General features: G+C 54.7%; 22 protein-coding genes. 10 read left to right on the forward strand and 12 right to left on the reverse strand.

The window, feature by feature from the left end; all coding sequences use genetic code 11:
• Positions 1-365: 365 nt before the first annotated feature.
• Both FDW95_RS22785 and FDW95_RS22790 read left to right on the forward strand, forming a co-directional pair.
• Complete coding sequence (locus FDW95_RS22785) at positions 366-1112, forward strand: MipA/OmpV family protein (RefSeq protein WP_115258696.1); 747 nt, start codon at positions 366-368, stop codon at positions 1110-1112.
• A gap of 165 nt (positions 1113-1277) precedes the next feature.
• Complete coding sequence (locus FDW95_RS22790) at positions 1278-2132, forward strand: aldo/keto reductase (protein ID WP_115258695.1); 855 nt, start codon at positions 1278-1280, stop codon at positions 2130-2132.
• Positions 2133-2168: 36 nt separating this feature from the next.
• Here FDW95_RS22790 and FDW95_RS22795 read toward each other — a convergent pair whose 3' ends face one another.
• Both FDW95_RS22795 and gapA read right to left on the reverse strand, forming a co-directional pair.
• Positions 2169-3053, reverse strand: a complete 885-nt coding sequence (locus FDW95_RS22795) for a D-hexose-6-phosphate mutarotase (protein WP_115258694.1) — start codon at positions 3051-3053, stop codon at positions 2169-2171.
• A 76-nt stretch (positions 3054-3129) separates the two neighbouring features.
• The gene (gene gapA / locus FDW95_RS22800; protein WP_096757311.1) at positions 3130-4125 is read right to left on the reverse strand and encodes a glyceraldehyde-3-phosphate dehydrogenase; all 996 of its coding nucleotides are present in this window, start codon (positions 4123-4125) and stop codon (positions 3130-3132) included.
• Positions 4126-4466: 341 nt separating this feature from the next.
• Here gapA and msrB point away from each other — a divergent pair, with 341 nt between their 5' ends.
• Positions 4467-4880, forward strand: coding sequence for a peptide-methionine (R)-S-oxide reductase MsrB (gene msrB / locus FDW95_RS22805; RefSeq protein ID WP_168246963.1), 414 nt, complete (start codon positions 4467-4469; stop codon positions 4878-4880).
• 41 nt (positions 4881-4921) lie between these two features.
• Positions 4922-5197, forward strand: coding sequence for a YeaC family protein (locus FDW95_RS22810; protein WP_115258693.1), 276 nt, complete (start codon positions 4922-4924; stop codon positions 5195-5197).
• A gap of 61 nt (positions 5198-5258) precedes the next feature.
• On the opposite strand, the gene yajD is transcribed toward FDW95_RS22810, so the two are convergent.
• From yajD to sppA, 4 genes are all read right to left on the reverse strand, one after another.
• Positions 5259-5603 (reverse strand): HNH nuclease YajD, encoded by a 345-nt coding sequence (gene yajD, locus FDW95_RS22815; protein ID WP_003030690.1) that lies wholly within the window; start codon positions 5601-5603, stop codon positions 5259-5261.
• Between the two features lie 158 nt (positions 5604-5761).
• On the reverse strand, positions 5762-6400 hold the full coding sequence (gene pncA, locus FDW95_RS22820) for a bifunctional nicotinamidase/pyrazinamidase (protein ID WP_115258692.1): 639 nt from the start codon (positions 6398-6400) through the stop codon (positions 5762-5764).
• 13 nt (positions 6401-6413) lie between these two features.
• Entirely contained in the window at positions 6414-7430 is a 1017-nt protein-coding gene (gene ansA, locus FDW95_RS22825; protein WP_096757298.1) for an asparaginase, read from the reverse strand.
• 56 nt (positions 7431-7486) lie between these two features.
• Complete coding sequence (gene sppA / locus FDW95_RS22830) at positions 7487-9343, reverse strand: signal peptide peptidase SppA (RefSeq protein WP_096757297.1); 1857 nt, start codon at positions 9341-9343, stop codon at positions 7487-7489.
• Positions 9344-9516: 173 nt separating this feature from the next.
• On the opposite strand from sppA, the gene FDW95_RS22835 reads away from it, so the two are divergent.
• From FDW95_RS22835 to FDW95_RS22845, 3 genes are all read left to right on the forward strand, one after another.
• On the forward strand, positions 9517-10068 hold the full coding sequence (locus tag FDW95_RS22835) for an NAD(P)H nitroreductase (protein WP_096757296.1): 552 nt from the start codon (positions 9517-9519) through the stop codon (positions 10066-10068).
• Between the two features lie 116 nt (positions 10069-10184).
• Positions 10185-11228, forward strand: coding sequence for a selenide, water dikinase SelD (selD, locus tag FDW95_RS22840; RefSeq protein ID WP_115258691.1), 1044 nt, complete (start codon positions 10185-10187; stop codon positions 11226-11228).
• Between the two features lie 4 nt (positions 11229-11232).
• Positions 11233-13173 carry a DNA topoisomerase III gene (locus tag FDW95_RS22845; protein ID WP_115258690.1) on the forward strand — a complete coding sequence of 647 codons (1941 nt, stop codon included), beginning with the start codon at positions 11233-11235 and terminating at the stop codon, positions 13171-13173.
• An 18-nt stretch (positions 13174-13191) separates the two neighbouring features.
• Here FDW95_RS22845 and gdhA read toward each other — a convergent pair whose 3' ends face one another.
• The gene (gene gdhA / locus FDW95_RS22850; protein WP_096757292.1) at positions 13192-14535 is read right to left on the reverse strand and encodes an NADP-specific glutamate dehydrogenase; all 1344 of its coding nucleotides are present in this window, start codon (positions 14533-14535) and stop codon (positions 13192-13194) included.
• A gap of 237 nt (positions 14536-14772) precedes the next feature.
• On the opposite strand from gdhA, the gene FDW95_RS22855 reads away from it, so the two are divergent.
• Positions 14773-15048 (forward strand): YnjH family protein, encoded by a 276-nt coding sequence (locus FDW95_RS22855; RefSeq protein WP_115258689.1) that lies wholly within the window; start codon positions 14773-14775, stop codon positions 15046-15048.
• Here FDW95_RS22855 and FDW95_RS22860 read toward each other — a convergent pair.
• On the reverse strand, positions 15014-15421 hold the full coding sequence (locus FDW95_RS22860; RefSeq protein ID WP_115259956.1) for a pyrimidine (deoxy)nucleoside triphosphate diphosphatase: 408 nt from the start codon (positions 15419-15421) through the stop codon (positions 15014-15016). The two genes, FDW95_RS22855 and FDW95_RS22860, sit on opposite strands and share 35 nt — an antisense overlap.
• Before the next feature lie 79 nt (positions 15422-15500).
• Between FDW95_RS22860 and FDW95_RS22865 the strand changes: the two genes are divergently transcribed.
• Complete coding sequence (locus tag FDW95_RS22865) at positions 15501-16070, forward strand: carboxymuconolactone decarboxylase family protein (RefSeq protein WP_115258688.1); 570 nt, start codon at positions 15501-15503, stop codon at positions 16068-16070.
• A complete protein-coding gene (locus tag FDW95_RS22870) occupies positions 16063-16686 on the forward strand; it encodes a CDP-alcohol phosphatidyltransferase family protein (protein ID WP_115258687.1) in 624 nt (207 codons plus the stop codon). Before FDW95_RS22865 ends, FDW95_RS22870 begins: the two co-directional genes overlap by 8 nt.
• 7 nt (positions 16687-16693) lie before the next feature.
• Here FDW95_RS22870 and FDW95_RS22875 read toward each other — a convergent pair whose 3' ends face one another.
• The 4 genes from FDW95_RS22875 to FDW95_RS22890 all read right to left on the reverse strand — a co-directional run bounded on the left by FDW95_RS22875 (position 16694) and on the right by FDW95_RS22890 (position 21399).
• Positions 16694-18001: a sulfurtransferase gene (locus FDW95_RS22875; protein WP_115258686.1), complete on the reverse strand. Its 1308-nt coding sequence runs from the start codon at positions 17999-18001 to the stop codon at positions 16694-16696.
• A gap of 88 nt (positions 18002-18089) precedes the next feature.
• The gene (locus FDW95_RS22880; protein ID WP_115258685.1) at positions 18090-18722 is read right to left on the reverse strand and encodes an ATP-binding cassette domain-containing protein; all 633 of its coding nucleotides are present in this window, start codon (positions 18720-18722) and stop codon (positions 18090-18092) included.
• Positions 18722-20257, reverse strand: a complete 1536-nt coding sequence (locus tag FDW95_RS22885; RefSeq protein WP_115258684.1) for a thiamine ABC transporter permease — start codon at positions 20255-20257, stop codon at positions 18722-18724. Before FDW95_RS22885 ends, FDW95_RS22880 begins: the two co-directional genes overlap by 1 nt.
• Positions 20230-21399, reverse strand: coding sequence for an ABC transporter substrate-binding protein (locus tag FDW95_RS22890; protein WP_115258683.1), 1170 nt, complete (start codon positions 21397-21399; stop codon positions 20230-20232). The genes FDW95_RS22885 and FDW95_RS22890 overlap by 28 nt, the downstream gene beginning before the upstream one ends.
• Positions 21400-21412 lie beyond the last annotated feature (13 nt).

The following is a 21412-nucleotide window of genomic DNA, read 5'->3' on the forward strand; positions in this document are numbered from 1 at the left end:
GAGGTAAACTGAACGACGTCGCTGCTGGAAAAATAAGCAACTCTCATGCCATTTTGATGGTCAGAAGATCAACGTATTCGGTGATACACCTTCTAAAATTAAGCGTAGATGGCATTTGCAAAACTTGCCTGCGCGCGCAAACGAATTTCAATGGCATATCAATAACTCATCGGCAAAAAATAGACATCTTATGTAAAGAAATAGGACGGAATTCATGCCTTGTTCATCGGGCTGCAAGTAAAATGTCATCACTCGCTGAGAAATTAGAGGGTTACATAACGAGATGAATACGTAAAATAGTTGGGCTGTCACGCAATGACGGTTACACTTTGGGTGCTTTACATTTGAATAAGGAATTATGGACTGTGACCAAACTCAAACTTCTGGCACTTGGCGTGCTTATTGCCACTTCTTCCAGCGTAGCACAAGCAGAAAGCGACCTGTCGCTGGGCGCGGGCGTTGGTGTGGTTGAGAACGCTTATAAACAATACGATAACGACGTTTACCCGGTACCTGTAGTGACCTATGACAGTGAGAACTTCTGGTTCCGTGGGCTGGGGGGCGGTTACTACCTGTGGAATGACAATACCGATAAGTTGTCTGTCATGGCTTACTGGTCACCGATGTACTTTAAGCCGGGCGACAGCGATAACAGTCAATTGCGTCGACTGGATAAACGTAAGAGCACCATGATGGCCGGTCTGTCTTACGTCCACAATACGCAATACGGCTTCCTGCGCACCAGCCTTGCGGGAGACGCGCTGGACAACAGTAATGGTATCGTCTGGGATCTGGCGTGGTTATATCGTTACACTAACGGTGGCCTGACGCTGACGCCGGGGATCGGTGTCGAGTGGAACAGCGAAAACCAAAACGAATACTATTATGGTGTATCGCATCATGAATCCTCTCGCAGCGGCCTGCGTAGCTACGATCCAAATAGCAGCTGGAGCCCGTACCTGGAGCTGAGCGCAAATTATAACTTCATCGGCAACTGGAGTGCATACGCGACGGCGCGTTATACCCACCTGTCTGATGAAGTGACCGACAGTCCGATGGTGGACAAATCCTGGACGGGTCTGATCTCTACGGGTATTACCTACAAGTTCTGATAACTGACCATTCTAAACAGAAGCCCGCATTACAGCGGGCTTTTTTTTGTCTGCTGGCAGGCCGGGCAACAAATAGCCCAAACGATGATGGTGCAATTTGTGCACCATTACAGGACACATGCGCACTGTTTTGCTTTACTGTGGTGCAAAATACAGGAGAGTGAGATGACAGATAAACAGGTGATGTTTACCGGGCAGGCCACGCTTCCTGCTATCGGGCAGGGGACGTGGTATATGGGTGAAAACGCCCATTGCCGGGGAGCTGAAGTGGCGGCGCTGCGTGCTGGACTGGATCTGGGTTTGTGCCTTATTGATACTGCAGAAATGTACGCTGATGGTGCAGCGGAAGAGATTGTCGGCGAGGCGTTATTGGGGCGACGCGATGACGCTTTTCTGGTATCAAAAGTTTATCCCTGGAATGCTGGGGGCCAGAAAGCCATCGCGGCCTGCGAAGCGAGCCTGCGGCGACTGAAGACCGATTATCTGGATCTCTACTTACTGCATTGGACGGGTAATTTTTCATTTGCAGAGACGGTTGAGGCGATGGAAAGGTTGATCGCGCAAGGGAAAATCCGCCGCTGGGGCGTTTCTAACCTCGACTATGAAGACATGCAGGCGCTATGGCAGGTTACTGGTGGACAGCAGTGTGCCACGAATCAGGTGCTGTATCATCTGGCGTCACGCGGCATTGAGTTTGATTTACTGCCATGGTGTCAGCAACGGCAGATACCGGTCATGGCCTACAGCCCGTTGGCCCAGGCGGGGCGTTTACGCAGAGATTTGCTCACTAATCCGGTGGTGAGTGAGATTGCGCACGCGCACAAGGCCAGCGCCGCGCAGATTTTATTGGCGTGGGTTATTCGACAACCGGGGGTGATAGCCATTCCGAAGGCGGCAAATGTCGCACACGTTGAGCAGAATGCCGCAGCGCTAAATATGACGCTTTCTGACGAGGAGTTGATGTTGTTAGACTCGGCTTTTCCTGCCCCTGCAGCCAAAACACCGCTAGATATGGCCTGATAAAACGCCAGTTGCCATCAGGCAACTGGCAAAATCTTAGCGCTTAGCAACACGAATTGTTTGTGCCAGGCGAGAAGGTTTCTCAGTGGTGGTTTTCTGCGGCGCGGTCGCGTAAGCGGTTTCTACGCAGACAAATGTTTTGTACCCGTCGTCCGGCATGTCACCCATGCTGACAGACAGGGCTGGCCCTGGGTTCCAGCCGACAACGTTCAGATGGTGATGGTGTACGACGTCGATGTTGCGGTTCAGTGAATCGTCATGGATGACGCTGCACGCTTCCGGGTTCAGATACACGCGGTCGGTGCGGTCCGGGAACGTCTGGATACCGTCAGCCAGGACATCTTCTTTCGCATCGTTAACTTTATCGATCAGACGGTCACCAAGGCCACTCACTTTCACCGCTGCAATGTCACCGACGTTAAAATAGGTGTGCAGCGCGGAGGTGGTTTCAAATTCACCGTGGGCTTCCAGTTCTATTTCACAGGTAGCACCCACTTTGAAACGCGCTAACAGCGTAAACTCATGCGGCCAAAGCTGACGCGTTTCAGCACTGCTTTGCAGTTCAAACGTCAGAACCACACCGCTATCATCTTCGTTGTGCGCTTTCAGCGTCCACGGCAGATTACGGGCAAAACCGTGCGAGGGAAGTCCTGGCTGTGCCGCCGGGCCAAACCATGGCCAGCAAATAGGGACGCCACCACGCAGCGCTACGCCCGTTTTAAACGGCGTATTGTTGCTTAACCACAGGACCTCATCTTCGCCGGTCGGTTTCCATGACAGAAGATGCGCGCCCTGTAGGGCGAAAGAGGCTTTCACCTGCGGGTGATCGACCACCACGACCTCCAGTTCATCCAACTGACGACGGGAGAGGACAGGGGAAATTTGTTCGATTATCGGAAGTGCAAAAATTTTATTAATCATGATGCAATCCTTGATGTTGAAAACCATAAAAAAAGGCGACCGAGGTCGCCTTTTTGGATCAGATTTTCATCTCAACTTATTTGGAGATGTGAGCAATCAGATCCAGAACTTTGTTTGAGTAGCCGGTTTCGTTGTCGTACCAGGATACCAGTTTCACGAAGTTGTCGTTCAGTGCGATACCTGCTTTAGCATCGAACACGGAAGTGCAAACTTCACCGTTGAAATCGGTAGATACAACGTCGTCTTCGGTGTAACCCAGAACGCCTTTCATCGGGCCTTCGGAAGCAGCTTTGATTGCTTTCTTAATTTCTTCGTAAGAAGCAGCTTTTTCCAGACGAACGGTCAGGTCAACAACGGATACGTTCGGAGTAGGAACGCGGAACGCCATACCAGTCAGTTTGCCATTCAGTTCTGGCAGTACTTTACCTACTGCTTTAGCAGCACCGGTAGAGGACGGGATGATGTTCTGTGCTGCGCCACGACCGCCGCGCCAGTCTTTGTGAGACGGGCCATCAACGGTTTTCTGAGTCGCGGTGGTCGCGTGAACGGTAGTCATCAGACCTTCGATAATACCGAAGTTGTCGTTGATAACTTTAGCCAGCGGAGCCAGGCAGTTAGTGGTGCAGGAAGCGTTAGAAACGATGTCCTGACCTTCGTATTTGTCAAAGTTAGCGCCTTTAACAAACATCGGAGTGTTGTCTTTGGACGGGCCAGTCAGAACCACTTTTTTCGCGCCAGCAGTGATGTGCTTACGAGCGGTTTCGTCTGTCAGGAACAGGCCAGTAGCTTCAGCAACTACGTCAACACCAACTTCGTCCCATTTCAGGTTAGCCGGATCACGTTCAGCGGTAACACGGATTTTTTTACCGTTTACGATCAGATGACCGTCTTTCACTTCAACGGTACCGTTGAAACGGCCGTGAGTGGAGTCATATTTCAGCATGTAAGCCATGTAGTCAGCGTCTAACAGGTCGTTGATTGCAACGATCTCGATGTCAGAACGTTCTTGAGCAGCACGGAAAACAATGCGACCGATACGGCCAAAACCGTTGATACCTACTTTGATAGTCATATATTCCACCAGCTATTTGTTAGTGAATAAAAGGTTGCCTGTAAAATTACAAAAACCTTACGCAGCGTCAAGCGGAATCGTGTCAATCATTGCGACAAATCAATCTGCTGCCTAAGCTTTGCGCAACTGACTCGCCTCACTCTTCCTTTGGGCTTGAAACCACATGGGGGCGGCGGCCCGAATTTTAAAGGGCAATCAAGATAAAAACGTGATTGCTATCACGATTTATAGGCTGCCATTTCGCAATGATCAAGTTTAGAACAAAAGTTCGCCCTGCGGTGTTAATGTTTTGTTAGAATCTGTCTCGCAATGTGAGTTTAGATAAAGCGAGATGTGAGCAAATGGCTAATCAACCTTCTCCAGAAGACCTAAAGAAAAATTTATCCGAAATGCAGTTCTACGTGACACAAAATCATGGGACAGAACCGCCATTTACCGGGCGTTTGCTGCATAACAAGCGGGACGGTGTTTACCACTGCCTGATCTGTGACAAACCGCTGTTTCGTTCTGATACAAAATATGATTCTGGCTGCGGCTGGCCTAGCTTTTACGAGCCTGTCAGTGAAGAGGCGATTCGTTACATTAAGGATACGTCACACGGCATGCAGCGCATTGAAATTCGTTGCGGCAACTGTGATGCGCACCTGGGACATGTCTTCCCGGATGGTCCAAAACCTACCGGTGAACGCTACTGCGTCAACTCAGCGTCTTTGAACTTTACTGACGATGAAAACGGTGAGCAGATTAAAGGCTGAAGAAACGATTCAGCAAATTATTCTACGGGAGTGGGTTTAAGATGAATCTTGATGAGATGATTAACAGCATGACGCCGGAAGTTTATCAGCGCTTATCGACGGCCGTTGAGCTGGGAAAATGGCCGGATGGCGTCGCGCTGACGGCAGAACAAAAAGAGAACAGCATGCAACTGGTGATGTTATGGCAGGCGCGTAACAATATCGATGCGCAGCATATGACTATCGACACCAACGGTGAGATGGTCATGAAGAGTAAGCAGCAGCTGAAAGTTGAATTTGGGATAACGCCTGAGCCGATTGCGACGTTCAAATCCTGATTGCGGAAACAACATGAATTCGCAGGTCCGGCACGGCTTACCGTAACGGACCTGCAAAGTCTTACTTCTTGTTCATCATCGCCTTAAGGTCGGCAAACGGGTTGTATTTCGCCTCGCCGACGTCTTTCTGCGCATCTTCGCCTGCCACCACGGTAGAACCATACTGATCCACTTCGGTGTATTTCGAGTGCTCATGATCGTGGCAATACAGGCATAACATCTCCCAGTTACTGCCATCTTCCGGGTTATTGGAATGGTCATGATCGATATGGTGTACCGTCAGCTCTCGCAGGTTGGAATACACGAACTCGCGCGAACAGCGCCCGCAGACCCAGGGGAACAGTTTAAGCGCCTTTTCCCGGTATCCGACTTCCAGACGGGCGTAATTTTTAGGGATAAAAGCCATAAAACCTCGTGCTCCTGTAGAATATGAAAAGCTGCGCCAACGTCAGGCGCAGCAGATGGTGATAATCATAACCTATTGTGCACGACGTGGGGATCAGAGTTTATTAGTGACCATGTGTAGGCCGGATAAGCTATTTTCACCGCCATCCGGCAATAAACTTAACGCTGAGTTTCTTCCCAGTCTGCCAGCGTATACAGCGTTGCACCCGCAGCGGCCATTTCCATAAACGCCTGCGTGCTGTCCTGAGGCTGAATATTCACCCCTCGACAACCGTCGGTAATGACGTTCACCGTATAGCCCAGTTCCAGCGCATCGAGGACGGTAAACTTCACGCAGTAGTCGGTTGCCAGCCCCATGATGATGAGGTCGGTAATACGCTGTTGCATAAGCCACGCATTCAGTTCCGTTGCCTGACGGCGACCGTTATCAAAAAATGCGCTGTAGCTGTCAACCTGCGGGTTTTCGCCCTTATAGAACGTCTTATCAATGCCGCGCTCATTCAGCAGAGGGTGCAGGGCCGCTCCCTGCGAGTTCTGTACACAGTGATCCGGCCAGAACGTCTGCGCCAGGCCGTCCAGTTGTCCCTGGGTGTAAGGGGCGACCTGATGCTGGCTGGCAAAGCTGCCGTGATTAGCCGGATGCCAGTCCAGACTGGAAACAACCTTCTCACCGCGCAGCGAACACCAATCAATCAGGCGATTGGCGACATCCACGGTGCTATCACCTTCTGGAACGGCAAGTGCGCCTCCGGCACAAAAATCGTTTTGTAAATCAACCAGCAGTAATGCTCGTGCCATCGTCACTCCTCCTTCAATCATCCGGCGTCAGTTCACCGCGCAGGTTTTGCGTCATCGCGTCACGGATGGCCTGCGTGTCCAGACCCTGGCTCAGCAAATAATGCAGCTTGGTCAGTGTTGCTTCAACGGTCATATCCGCACCGCCAATCACGCCCGCATGTGCCAGCGCATTCCCCGTCGCATAACCGCCCATGTTGACCTTGCCGGACATGCACTGCGTGAGGTTAATGACCACAATACCGCGTGAGCTGGCATCCTCAAGCTCCTTCAGGAACTCTTTATTCTGCGGGGCATTGCCCACGCCGTAAGAACGCAGAATTAACGCTTTGACTGGCTGGCGCAGGAAGTTACGCACCACGTCTGCGGAAATTCCAGGATAAATCGTGACCACGCCAATCGGCTGCGGGGTGATAGGGTGCACAATCAGCTCGCCCGCACCGTGCGGCGCGGGCGGGGTGCCCAAACGACGGATGTGGATCCCGGCTTCCAGTAAAGGTGCAAGGTTAGGTGAAGCGAAGGCGTCAAAACCGTCGGCGTGCGCTTTGGTAGTGCGATTACCACGATACAGTCGGTTATTGAAGAACAGAGTGACTTCATTGATCGGATAATTGGCCGCAACGTACAACGCATTCAGCAAATTGATTTGTCCGTCTGAACGTAGCTCAGCCAGTGGGATTTGTGACCCTGTCACAATAACCGGCTTGCCCAGATTCTCCAGCATAAACGACAGCGCTGAGGCGGTGAACGCCATGGTGTCGGTGCCATGCAGGATCACAAAACCGTCGTATTCGTCGTAGTGAGCTTTAATATCTTCCGCAATATGCTGCCAGTCTTCTGGCGTCATATCGGAGGAATCCATCAGCGGGACATATTCGTGAATGGTGAAGTCTGGCATCTCAGGGCGGTGGAATTCAGGCATCAATGCCAGTTGACGCTGAAGATGGCCGGAAACCGGAATGTAACCTTGTTCTGAGCGCTGCATACCGATGGTACCGCCGGTATAGGCAACGTAAATCGATTTCTTCTGCATGACTTTTCTTCTGTCTCAAAGAAAAACCCCTCTTCATCCCGAAGAGGGGTCAAGAGTTAGCGGACGTTGGCGCAGGTCAGGCAGAACGCATAACGGTTCTGCGGGTCGTTAAACGCGGCCAGCTTATCACTTTCGGTTTTTACCACGCTTGCCGCAGAGGCCAGTGGTGCCGGGAGCATGGCCTGAATGGCTTCTGGTAGCATAGCGCGAACGGAACCAGACATGCTGTCCATGACCATATCAACGAACGTGGGCTCGTCCTGATAATACTCAATGTGCCATTGTTTCAGTTTCGCCAGTTCTGCCGCTTTTGCTACAGCGTCGTCGAAATCGCCGAGACTGTCGACCAGACCATTCGCTTTTGCATCCTGACCGGTCCAGACGTGGCCCTGGGCGATTTTATCAATCTGCTCTGGCGTTGTCTTACGTGCATCCGCGACCAGCGTGATGAAGCGCTTATAGCCGTTCTCGATGCTCAGTTGCATCATCTGCTGCACTTCCGGCGGTAACGCTTTGGTGACGGAAATATCGGCCAGCGGCGAGGTCGCCACACCGTCAGTATGTACACCAATGGAATCGAGGCTGTTTTCAACGGTGTTGATCACGCCAAAGATGCCGATGGAGCCGGTCAGGGTGCTGGGGTTCGCCACAATGTAGTTTGCCGGGGTTGAGATCCAGTAACCGCCGGAGGCCGCCATGCCGCCCATGGAAACCACCACCGGTTTACCTGCCGCTTTTGCTGCAGCCAGCTCAGCGCGGATCACTTCCGAGGCGCTGACGCTGCCGCCTGGGCTGTTAACGCGCAGGACAATGGCTTTTACCTTCGGATCGAGACGCGCTTCACGGATTTGTGCCGCAGTGGTGTCGCCGCCGACGTTGCCCGGTGTTTCTTCTCCGTCCATGATCGCGCCATTGGCGAAGACTACGCCAATGCTGTCACCGGTATCCGCCGGGGTTTTTAGCGTGTAATCGTAATAGCTGACGGCACTGTAGTTCTTCTCTGTTTTGCTCCAGCCAAACTGTTTAGTCAGCAGTTTTTCCACTTCAGCGCTGGAGGCGAGAGCATCGACCAGTTTATTGTCGAGGGCGTACTTCGCGGTGTCGCCACCCACTTTCGTCAGGCCGTCAAGCATCGCCTGTGCGCCCGGGAACACTTGCTGCGCCGGGATCTGGCGGTTAGCGGCAACGGTATCGAGATAGTTCTGCCACAGCTCGCCAATCCAGCGACTGTCGGCTTCACGTGCGGCCGGGGACATATCGTCGCGAATAAACGGCTCGACGGCGGACTTATAGGTACCGACGCGGAAAACGTGGGTGGAGACTTTTAGTTTATCCAGCAGAGACTTGTAATACAGACCGTTGGTCGCAAAGCCGTGCAGGTCAACCGAACCCTGCGGGGAGAGCCAAATTTTATTGGCAAAGCTTGCGAGGTAATACTGTCCCTGGCTGAAGTTATCGCCCACGGCAAATACCGGTTTTCCACTGTCGCGGAATTCGCGCAGTGCTTTGCCGATATACTGCATGGACGGCTGATCGGCCCCGGCAAAGTTTTTTAAATCCATCACGATGCCGGTGATGTTGCGATCGTCTTTTGCCTGGCGAATGGTGTTAACGATATCGAACAGTGAGTTTTCTTGCAGGCGATCGGAACTGGCGCCAAACAGCTGACGTCCGATGACACTTAAGCGGCTGGTGCTCGAGGGCTTATCGACAATAACGCCGGAGATATCGAGCAGCAGTGCGCCACGCTCCGCGTGTTCGCTGGAGGTGCTACTGCTGACCTGCATCCAGATCCCCACGCCCACCAGGACCAAAAAGATAAAGAACAGGTTCAGTACACATTCGCGGACGAAATTCAGTATTCGCCACGTCCATTTAAAAATTCCGGCAATAAAACGCCACAGGGTTCGCATGTATTCTCCCTACCGATGAACAACACGCCCCCCGTTTTAGCGGAGAAGGCGTTAAGATGTGGCTATCGTAATGACCCGGCAGGCAATTGTCAGCAGGAATCACCGCCGGCGCTGTAACAAAATCCGCTCACGTGTTAATTTTGTGAACAAATTTCATTGTTGGAGTTAAGCAAATGGATGCACTCGAATTACTTCTTACCCGCCGTAGCGCCTCTCGTCTTGTTGAACCCGCTCCCGTGGGTGAGCAACTGCAAAATATCCTGCGGGCGGGGATGCGCGCCCCGGATCACAAATCGCTGCAGCCGTGGCGTTTCTTTGTGATTGAAGGTGCAGGGCGTGAGCGTTTTAGCGCCGTGCTCGAAAAAGGGGCTATTGCCGCAGAGGGCGACGAAAAGGCTGTCGAAAAAGCGCGTACTGCGCCGTTTCGTGCCCCGCTGATTATTGCGGTGGTGGCGAAATGTGAAGAAAGTGACAAGGTTCCACTGTGGGAACAGGAAATGTCAGCGGGTTGTGCGGTAATGGCCATGCAAATGGCGGCGATTGCGCAAGGCTTTGGCGGGATCTGGCGCAGCGGTGCATTAACCGAAAGTGCAGTGGTGCGCGAGGCATTTGACTGTCGTGCGCAGGATAAAATTGTCGGCTTCCTCTATCTGGGCACGCCACAGCTTAAAGCATCCACCACGATTAACCCTGCCGATCCGAGCGCATTCGTCCAGTATTTCTGATTTCAGCGGCTAAACTGTCTGGATTATGAGCAAAGACACCCGAATTCAGACAGTCACTCTTACCACATCATGGAATGAGCGCTACCATAGCACGATTGCAATGACAGGAGATGTCCATGAGCGAGCACGCTATTCGTTTAACGCAATACAGCCACGGAGCCGGTTGCGGTTGTAAAATTTCCCCCAAAGTGCTGGAAACCATCCTGCACAGCGAGCAGGCGAAATTTGTTGATCCGAATTTACTCGTGGGGAATGAAACCCGCGACGACGCGGCCGTGTACGATCTGGGTAATGGCACCAGCGTTATCAGCACCACCGATTTCTTTATGCCGATTGTCGATAATCCGTTTGATTTTGGCCGCATCGCCGCGACCAACGCCATCAGCGATATCTTCGCGATGGGTGGCAAACCGATTATGGCTATCGCGATTCTGGGCTGGCCGCTCGATAAACTGGCACCGGAAGTCGCCCGTGAAGTGACCGAAGGCGGGCGTTTCGCCTGTCGCCAGGCCGGTATTGCGCTGGCAGGCGGTCACTCTATTGATGCCCCGGAGCCGATTTTTGGTCTTGCCGTGACGGGCGTGGTCCCGACCGAGCGCGTGAAGAAAAACAGCACCGCAGAAGCGGGATGCAAGCTGTTCCTCACCAAGCCGCTGGGCATTGGCGTGTTGACCACCGCTGAGAAAAAATCGCTGCTTAAGCCTGAGCATGTTGGGCTGGCGACGGAAGTGATGTGCCGCATGAATATTGCGGGCGCAGCGTTTGCGGACATTGAAGGCGTGAAAGCCATGACCGACGTGACCGGTTTTGGCCTGCTGGGACACCTGAGCGAAATGTGTCAGGGCGCGGGCGTTCAGGCGCAAATCGTTTACCAGGATATTCCAAAACTACCTGGTGTTGAAGAGTACATCGCGCAGGGCGCAGTGCCGGGCGGCACGCAGCGTAACTTTGCCAGCTACGGGCATCTGATGGGTGAGATGCCGCAGGCGGTACGAGACCTGCTGTGCGATCCGCAAACCTCCGGCGGCCTGCTGCTGGCGGTAACACCGGAATCTGAGGCTGAAGTGAAAGCGGTTGCCGCGCAGTTTGGCATTGATCTCACCGCGATTGGTGAGCTGGTTGAAGCACGTGGCGGTCGCGCCATGGTTGAGATCCGTTAATTCGATGCGGTTGTTTATTGCCGAAAAACCGAGTCTGGCGCGCGCGATTGCCGATGTGCTCCCTAAGCCACATCGCAAAGGTGATGGCTTTATTGAATGCGGAAATGGGCAAGTGGTGACCTGGTGTATCGGTCACCTGCTTGAACAGGCGCAGCCAGACGCCTACGACAGTCGCTATGCACGCTGGAGTCTGGTCGACTTGCCGATTGTACCGGAAAAGTGGCAACTGCAGCCGCGTCCCTCCGTCACCAAACAGCTCAACGTCATCAAGCGCTTTCTGCATGAGGCCAGTGAAGTCATTCACGCGGGAGACCCCGATCGTGAAGGACAGCTGCTGGTCGATGAAGTGCTGGATTACCTGCAACTGGCGCCGGAAAAGCGTCATCAGGTACAACGGTGTCTGATTAACGACCTTAACCCACAGGCGGTGGAGCGGGCAATTTCTCGTCTGCGCGCCAACAGCGAGTTCATCCCGCTGTGCGTTTCGGCGCTGGCGCGAGCGCGTGCCGACTGGCTGTACGGCATTAATATGACGCGCGCCTATACCATTCTTGGGCGTAACGCGGGTTATCAGGGCGTGCTGTCCGTGGGGCGTGTGCAGACGCCGGTGCTTGGTCTGGTGGTGCGCCGTGATGAAGAGATTGAAAACTTCGTCGCCAAAGATTTCTTTGAGGTCAAAGCGCATATCGTCACACCTGCCGACGAGCGGTTTACCGCTATCTGGCAGCCGAGCGAGGCGTGTGAACCTTATCAGGATGAAGAAGGGCGCTTACTGAACCGTACGCTGGCGGAGCATGTGGTGAAACGCATCAACGGTCAGCCTGCGATAGTCACCAGCTATAACGATAAACGGGAATCAGAATCCGCACCGTTGCCGTTCTCACTGTCGGCGTTGCAGATTGAAGCCGCTAAACGCTTCGGACTGAGCGCGCAAAACGTGCTCGATATCTGCCAGAAGCTGTATGAAACCCACAAATTGATTACCTATCCGCGTTCTGATAGCCGCTATCTGCCGGAAGAACATTTTGCCGGTCGCCATGCGGTGATGAATGCGATTAGCGTGCACGCTCCGGATTTATTTCCGCAGCCTGCGGTCAATCCCGATACGCGTAATCGCTGCTGGGACGATAAAAAGGTTGATGCGCACCACGCGATTATTCCCACTGCGCGCAGTTCATCCATCAATTTGAATGACAATGAAGCCAAGGTGTACAACCTGATTGCGCGTCAGTATCTGATGCAGTTCTGCCCGGACGCGGTATTCCGCAAGTGCGTCATTGAGCTGGATATTGCGAAAGGCAAATTTGTTGCTAAAGCCCGTTTCCTGGCGGAAGCCGGGTGGCGTACGCTGCTGGGTAACAAAGAGCGCGACGAAGAAAACGACGGCACACCGTTGCCGGTGGTGGCTCGTGATGACGAACTACTGTGTGAAAAGGGCGAAGTGGTGGAACGCCAGACCCAGCCGCCGCGCCATTTTACCGACGCGACGCTGTTGTCGGCGATGACCGGGATCGCACGGTTTGTGCAGGATAAAGATCTGAAAAAGATCCTGCGCGCCACCGACGGACTAGGAACGGAGGCTACGCGTGCGGGGATTATCGAACTGCTGTTTAAGCGCGGGTTCCTGGTGAAAAAGGGTCGCTATATACACTCGACGGATCCCGGAAAGGCGCTGTTCCATTCGTTGCCAGAAATGGCGACGCGTCCGGATATGACCGCGCACTGGGAGTCGATCCTGACGCAAATCAGTGAAAAGCAGTGCCGCTATCAGGACTTTATGCAGCCGCTGGTGGACACGCTGTATCAGCTGATTGACCAGGCTAAACGTACGCCAGTACGCCGATTCCGCGGGATAACCGCGCCGGCTGGCGCGGAGAAGAAAAAGAGCGCGCCGCGAAAACGTCCGGCGAAAAAAAGCCCGCCTTCAGAGGAGGCAGGCCTGTAATGCGGTCATGACTGATGATTAAATCACACCCTGGCCCAGCATCGCGTCGGCAACTTTCACGAAGCCAGCAATGTTGGCGCCTTGCACGTAGTTGGTTTGTTTGCTTTCACCACCGTACTCGACGCAGGCGTGGTGAATATCCAGCATGATGTGGTGCAGGCGCGCATCCACTTTCTCCGCTTTCCAACCCAGACGCGCGGCGTTCTGCGCCATTTCCAGGCCTGATGTCGCCACACCACCGGCGTTGGCGGCTTTACCCGGCGCAAACAGTACGCCCGCTTCGAGGAACAGATCGGTGGCTTCGATGGTGGTCGGCATGTTTGCGCCTTCCGCCACGGCCTTGACGCCGTTGGCAATCAGCATCTGCGCAGCGTCCACATCCAGTTCGTTCTGCGTAGCGCACGGCAGGGCGATATCCACCGGCACTGACCACGGTTGCTTACCTTCCAGATAGGTCAGGCCAAACTCACGGGCGTAATCCGCCACGCGGCCATCGCGGCTGTCTTTAATGGCACACAGACGCGCCAGTTTCTCTTTCGTGAAGCCACTCTCGTCAACCACGGTACCGCTGGAGTCGGAGGCGGTCACCACACGGGCACCAAACTCCATGGCTTTCTCAATGGCGAATTGCGCCACGTTACCGGAGCCGGAAACGGCGACACGCATGCCTTCAAAGCCCAGACCATGGCGCTTAAGCATTGCTTCGGTGAAGTACACCAGGCCGTAGCCGGTCGCTTCCGGGCGGATCAGACTGCCGCCGAACGACAGACCTTTACCGGTAAAGACGCAGGCGCTGTTGTTGGAGAGTTTTTTCATCATCCCAGCCATAAAGCCGACTTCACGACCGCCCACGCCGATATCACCCGCCGGAACGTCAGTGTCTGGTCCTAAATGACGGAACAGTTCGGTCATCAGGGACTGGCAAAAACGCATCACTTCGCCTTCGCTTTTGCCTTTTGGATCGAAATCGCTCCCGCCTTTACCTCCGCCCATCGGCAGCGTGGTGAGGGCGTTTTTAAAAGTCTGCTCGAAGCCAAGGAATTTCAGGATCGACAGGTTTACCGACGGATGGAAACGCATGCCGCCTTTGTAAGGACCAATCGCCGAGCTAAACTGTACACGCCATGCGCGGTTAACCTGTACCTGATTACGATCGTCCAGCCAGACCACGCGGAACTGGATCACGCGCTCAGGTTCAACCAGACGTTCCAGCAATGACATTTGACGATAGCGCGGGTTTTGTTCGAGGAACGGCCACAGCGTCGTCATGACCTCACGAACGGCTTGCGCGAACTCGGTTTGATTCGGGTCGCGCTTTTGCACATGGTTGAGAAATGACGCCAAAGAACATGTCTGATCCATAGATATAAGAACCTCTTATGTATTGATATGGTTATATTTTTGATGTTTATGTTATGTGTTGTGCAGTTTTTGACTATAACATCAGCAGTGTGACGGGACGCAAGAAAAAATTAACCCCGCTAAGGAAATTAATATTGCGGCGTAGGTCATAACTAAAAACGATGCGGGAAGGGACTAAAGTTTCTGCCGGTTTATACCGTTATACTGAGCATAGAGGTCAGTTTAAAAGGAAAGAGTATGCGCCGTTTTATCATGGCAGGTGCGCTGGTTTTGCTCTCCAGCACGGCACTGGCAAATCAGCTTTATCGCCCGGATGTGCAGGTTAATGTGCCGCCAGAAGTGTTCAGTTCCAGCGGTCAGCGGGCGCAGCCCTGTAATCAGTGCTGCGTTTATCAGGATCAAAACTATTCGGAAGGCGCGGTGATCAAGGCTGATGGCGTGTTGTTGCAATGCCAGCGCGATGAGAAAACGATCGGCACTAATCCGCTGGTCTGGCGTCGCGTAAAAGAATAAACGCCTGTAAGAGCGGGATGTCGGCAGGCGCCAGCGGATACGTCAGCGCCTCTTCAGGTAGGCACCACACCAGTTGCTGATGCTCGTGCGCGTGCAGTTCGCCCTGATAATCTGGCACATGCCAGGCATGCAGATGGATAATCCGGCCTGATACTTCGCGTTGATGGCTGGCAACGTACTGCCCAACAATCGCCTCAATGCCGAGTTCTTCGTGCAGTTCACGCCTCAGCGCCTGCGGCTGGCTCTCGCCGGGCTCTACCTTACCGCCCGCAAACTCCCACATACCCGGCTGATCCGCATGCGCCGGGCGCTGAGCGAGTAATATTTTGCCATCACGTTCAAGGATAGCGGCGACCACGTCGAGGGTTTTCATCATATTCATCAAGATCTAACAGCAGAAAGTGACATACTATCGCTATCTTTGTTTTATCTAAAGTATTCAGGAGTCACCGTTGAACGATCCTCAGGCGTGGGTAAAACCGTTGACGCGTATCCCTTCCAGTTTGAAACCGCTTGTCGCGACGCAGAAAAAACATTACGGCGACGTGCTGCATCCCACGCGCTGGTGGGGGCGTATGCCGTTTCTGTTTTGGCTGGTCGCGCTGTTTGTCGGATTTCTGGAGCGTAAACGGGCGCGATTAACCCCGGTGATGCGCGCGCTGTTGATGACGCGGGTGTCGCAGGTGTGTCATTGCGCGTTCTGCGTGGATGCCAACAGCTTACGGCTGGCCGAACGCAGCGGGGCGCTGGATAAAGTGTTACAGGTGGCGAACTGGCAATCGTCTGCACTGTTTAGCGCAGAAGAGCGTGTGGCGCTGGCCTATGCGGATGCGATGACTGCCACGCCGCCGCGCCTTGATGATGCGCTGAAGACGCAAATGCAGCAGCATTTTACCGATGACACGATTACCGAAATGACCGCGCTGATTGCCTTTCAAAATCTCTCGGCACGCTTTAACGCCGTGCTGGATATTCCTTCGCAGGGATTGTGCGACAGTTTCAAAGGACGGCCACATGCTTGACCGCCATCTTCATCCGCGGTTAAAACCGCTGCTACATCAGTGCGCTCGCATGATTGATAAGCCCGGTATTTCGCCGGACGGTCTGACGCTCTTCGGTTTCGCTATTGGCGTGCTGGCCTTGCCGTTTCTGGCATTAGGCTGGTATTCGGCGGCGCTGGTCGCCATTGTGCTTAATCGTCTGTTTGATGGGTTGGACGGCGCGCTGGCGCGGCGCAGGGGACTGACCGATGCCGGCGGATTCCTCGATATTTCACTCGATTTTCTGTTTTACGCGCTGGTGCCGTTTGGCTTTATTCTGGCGGCACCCGAGCAGAATGCGCTGGCGGGCAGCTGGCTATTGTTTGCGTTTATCGGCACCGGCAGTAGTTTCCTGGCCTTTGCCGCGCTGGCGGCGAAGCATCAGATTGATAACCCCGGTTATGCGCATAAATCGTTTTATTATTTAGGTGGGTTGACCGAAGGCACCGAGACGATATTGCTGTTCGTGCTGGGCTGTCTGTTTCCTGATTATTTTGCCGTGCTGGCGTGGGTATTTGGCGCGCTGTGCTGGCTGACAACGTTCACGCGGATCTGGAGCGGATACCTGACGCTGAAATCGGTCCAGCGTCAGGAATAATCAGCGATTACTTGCTGGTGTCCGGGCCGCGCTCGCCGCTGGCTACCGGGTTCTTCGGATTGCTGCTCCACTCGAACCAGCCACCGTCGTACACCGAGACGTTTTTCCAGCCCATCGCACGGGCGTACATAAACGTCTCCGAGGCACGCCAGCCGGTACCGCAGTAGAAGGAAACCTGCTGATCCGGCAAGATGTTCCACTGTTTCCACATTGCGGCGATATCGTCTGCGCTGCGCATGGTGCCGTCCGGGTTATGGAAATCTTCCATATGCGTGGAGTCGCTGCCCGCATGACCCCAACGAGCCCCCGCAATTTCACCTTTTGGTTTAATGTAGCTGTAACCGCTGGTGGTGCCGACAAATTCCGGCCACGAACGAATGCTGACCAGCGACGCATCCTGACGATGCAGCAGGCCACGCGCCTGTTCCATATCCAGCATCAGCTGCGGCTGGGCAGGGATCGTCGCGCCAAAATCAGGCTCCGGTTTAACCGTCGGTGCCGTGCCGCGTTCGACCGGTAATCCTGCGTCGGACCACGTCTGCCAGCCGCCGTCGAGCAGGCGAACATCTTTCACGCCTGCGTACAGCATGATCTGTGCGACACGCGCCGCCGCATAGACATCACGGCCATACAAAATCACCGTCGTGTCATGACGAATACCGTGTTTAGCCAGCATCGCTTTGAGCTGCGCGTCGGAGACTTTGTTCCACAGCGGTTCGCTTTCGACTTCGTTGGTATTAATGTATCCGGCACCCGGAATATGACTGAGCAGATAGAGCTTCGGTGCCCCCCAGGCCGCTTCAATGACTTTCCAGTCACCGGCCGGTTTAGCGGTGACGGCTTTGCCTTGTTGCAGGTCGTGTAGCCACTGCGGATAGACCAGCTGTTCGAAGTGCGGTAGGCGCTGCAGGCGCGCGGGATCCTGCAGTGCATCGCTGAGCGTGGAAAGCTGGCTAAAGCCCACTTTCTGCAGACGCGCTTTAACGGCCTGCATGTCGCTTTCGCTGCCATACAGCGCTACCGGTGCATCGGTTTTTAACTGATGTTGCTTAACCCAGGCGGTGAGTTGCTCGTCGTTCATGTTGTCGAGCCAGGCGGCAGACAGGTTCAGGGCGGAAGGTTCATGGCCGGAAGGGCCATTAAGCGATTGCGGCCAGCCGTTATAAAACGCACTTTGACGGGTATCGATTGCCGCGCCTTGTTGCTGCTGTAACTGGTGGAGGGTGAGCGTCTGTGCTGTTTCAGCAGCCCAGGAAGAAGCGCAAGCGAGCCCTAAAGCCAGTGCCAGCGCGGTCATTTGAGAAACACGTTTCATCGAATAGCCCGACGTTGAAAAAAAGAAGACGACATTCTGTGCCGCCAGCCTGATAAAATCATTGCGTTAACGCAGCATATCGCCACATTCACGCCCAGTTTGCCATCTGCAAAACGCGGCCCGCGGGCGGAACGTCCTGCGCGTCATGGGTAACCTGCACCACGGGAATACCCAGCTTGCGCACTTCGGCAAAGACCCACTGGCGAAACGCGTCGCGAAGCGAGGTGTCCAGTCGGCTGAAGGGTTCATCCAGCAGCAGCGCCTGTGGTTGTGCCAACAGCGCGCGCAGCAGGGCGATACGCGATCGTTGCCCGCCGGAGAGTGACGCCGGATCGCGATGATAAAACCCCGCCAGCCCGGCACGCTCAAGGGCGCGCTCGACCTTATCTCGTCTGGCCGATCCTTTCAGACTTGCGGGGAGTGCCAGCAGCAAATTTTGCCCCACGCTGAAATGGTCGAACGGCAGGGCATCCTGGAACAAAATGCCAATCTGGCGCTGCGCCGTGGGCAACGAGTCGATGCGCCGGTCGTTAAGCCACAGCTCGCCACTCGCCTGAAACGTTGGAGAAAGTGCGCCAATCATCCACGAGAACAGCGATGATTTGCCGCTGCCGGAGGGACCCATAATAGTGACAATGTCACCTTTGTTGACCTCGAAATTGGCCTCGTTGAGCAGAACGCAAGGTCCCAGATGTAGCGAAACATTTTTCACAATTAGCATTAGCGGAGTCCTTGTCGACAGCGGCCAACCCATGCGGAGAGTAATGCTGACAGTGCGAAAACCAACAGCGGCAGCAGCAGTTGCCAGAGCGCCTGTGACGCAAGCCGTGCCGCGCTGCCGCCGCTGCTCAATGCAACGGCCTCGGTGGTCAGCGTGGGAAAGCGTCCGGCCCCTAACCACAGGGTCGGCATATACTGGGCGATACTGACGGAAAATCCCACCGCGAAAGCAATCAGCGCCGGACGCAGCAGCAGCGGACATTTCACCTGCCAGAAGATGCGCTCCCGCGACCAGCCCAGCGTCTGCGCAATCAACATTAACCGCGGATCAATTCGCTGCCACGCCGGTTTGAGGATAAACAGCATCCACGGTGTGACCCACAGCAAATGTCCCCAGACAACCGTCAACAATTGACCATCCAGCTGTGAGTGTAGCGCCAGCGTATATTGTCCGGTGACCAGCGGGAGTGCAGGCAGGATAATCGGCAGCCAGACCCAACGATGTCCGCGCTGTGGTCCCCATTCCAGCCATAGCAACAGCGTGATTAATGCCAGTGCGCTGGCAATCATTCCCACTTGCAGGCTGGTGAATAACGTCTGGCTATCGATGAATGAATACTGTGCAACCAGGACCAGAACCAGCAGGCAGAGTAAGCCGCTTACGGGTACCAGTTGCGCCAGTGAGCGCCCCAGTGGATAGGATGAAAAACGCTGACGCTTCCCGCTAATCCCCGGCAGGGTACGCCGCCAGCTGCGCCAGAGCAGATAACCAACCAGCGCATACACACACAGCAGCAGTACCAGCAGCAGGCTGGCGAGCGAGCCTTTTATCTGTTGGTCGGCATCGCCCTGAGTGAGCCATTGCCAGCTCAACACCGCAAGCGTTGGCGGATTGCCCGGACCCAGCACGATCGCCACATCCACCGCCGACAATGACCATGCAGTGGCCGCCAACATCACTTTTCCCAGTGCCGGTGCGATGGCGGGTAAGACCAACCAGTTGAGGCATTGCAGGCGGCTATATCCCAGCGAGTCCAGCACGGTCACCTGCCGGGCAAGCTGCTTTTCACTGAGCAGGGCCGAGAGTACCCATAACAAAAAAGCGCTCTCTTTGACGGCTAGCGTCAAGCCCAGACCGATCCCGTAGCGGTCAGCCTGTGGGGTAAGAAAAGGCAACACGCGGTACAGCAGACCGCCTTCGGCAAACAACAACAGGACGCTGGTGGCAAACGCGACGTGCGGAATCGCCAACAGCCACGGCAGCCGGGTGCACAGCCGCGCCCAGCCCGCGCCGGGCCACATGGCGAGGATCGCCAACAGGGCAATGACCAACGCACCGAGGGTCGCCAGCGTCACGGAAACCAGCGTCGCCATCAGCGCCTGCGGCAACTGGGGATCGGCAAACAGCGCCAGCCAATGAGTGATGGAGAGCGCTGGTGTGAAAAGTGCGATGGCGGCAGGTACCAGCGGCAAATAAATCACCGCCATGACGCTCCATATCAGCAGGATTAATGCGTACCGTAACGGCGTAGCCATTCTTGTTCCAGTACGTTTACCCAGGCCGCATGGGGTTCAGGAAGCACGGTGGGTAGTCCTTTGGGGATCCGCGCCTGCAGAGCTTCACGTTGTGCCGCAGGTAATTTTTGCGGGTCGAGAACCGAAGGGTCGCCCCAGTAGGCGGGATCGGCTTTACGCAGTTGCGCCTCCGGAGAGAGCAGGAAGTTGGCGACGACTTTCGCCCCTGCGCTGGCGCTGGCGTTAGCCGGGATCGTGACAAAATGCACGTTGCCAATCATGCCTTGCGTAAAACCAAAGCTGTAGCTGTTTTTGGGCAATTCACCGCTGACCACTTTTTGTTGTGCATGCGCGGGGTTAAAGGTCAGCGACAAGCGCAGTACGCCGTTGTTCAGCAGCGTATCCATTCGTGCGGGCGTAGGCGGGAAGTCTTTACCTTCACGCCATAAAAACGGATGCAGCGTGTCAAGATACTGCCACAGCGGAGCCGTAACATCAGCGAACGTCGCGGTATCGGGCGCCATTTTCAACGCTTGTGGTTGGGTAGTAAGCGCCATCAGTAACTGCTCAAGAAATGCCGTCCCGGTAAAATCCGGGGGGCGCGGGTAGGTCACCGTACCAGGATGCGCTTTGGCAAATGCCAGCAGCGCCTGCGGGGTTTGTGGTGGCTGTTCGGTCACATCACGGTTAGCGATAAAAGTAAGCTGCGCGCCTCCCCACGGTGACTCGGCTCCCTCTGTAGGGATGGAGAAGTCTTCGCTGACAGGCTGCAGGGTATCAACGTAGCGCCAGTTGGGCAGCGTCTGCGCCCACTGCGTTTGCAGCAGGTTTGCCTCTTTCAGCGTACGGAAGTTTTCACCGTTCACCCACAGTAAATCGACAGAGCCGCCGGTTTTACGCCCGGAAGCGGCCTCTGTTTGAATACGCTTAACCGCGTCGGCAGCATCGGCCAGACGCACGATTTTCAGGTTAATGGCGTAATGTGTTTTCATCTCGCCGCTTACCCAGTCGAGATATTGGTTCACTGCGTTATCGCCTCCCCAGGCGTTGAACCACACCGTCTGGCCACGGGCGTCGTTTTTGATCTGCTGCCAGCTGTGATCTTGCGCGAAGGTCGCCAGCGGAGAAAACAGCAAACTCAGGCACAATAAGCAATAACGCATACACTCTCCAGTT

Origin of the sequence: Citrobacter sp. wls718, from assembly GCF_005280945.1 — a bacterium.
GTDB classification, from domain to species: Bacteria; Pseudomonadota; Gammaproteobacteria; order Enterobacterales; family Enterobacteriaceae; genus Citrobacter; species Citrobacter gillenii.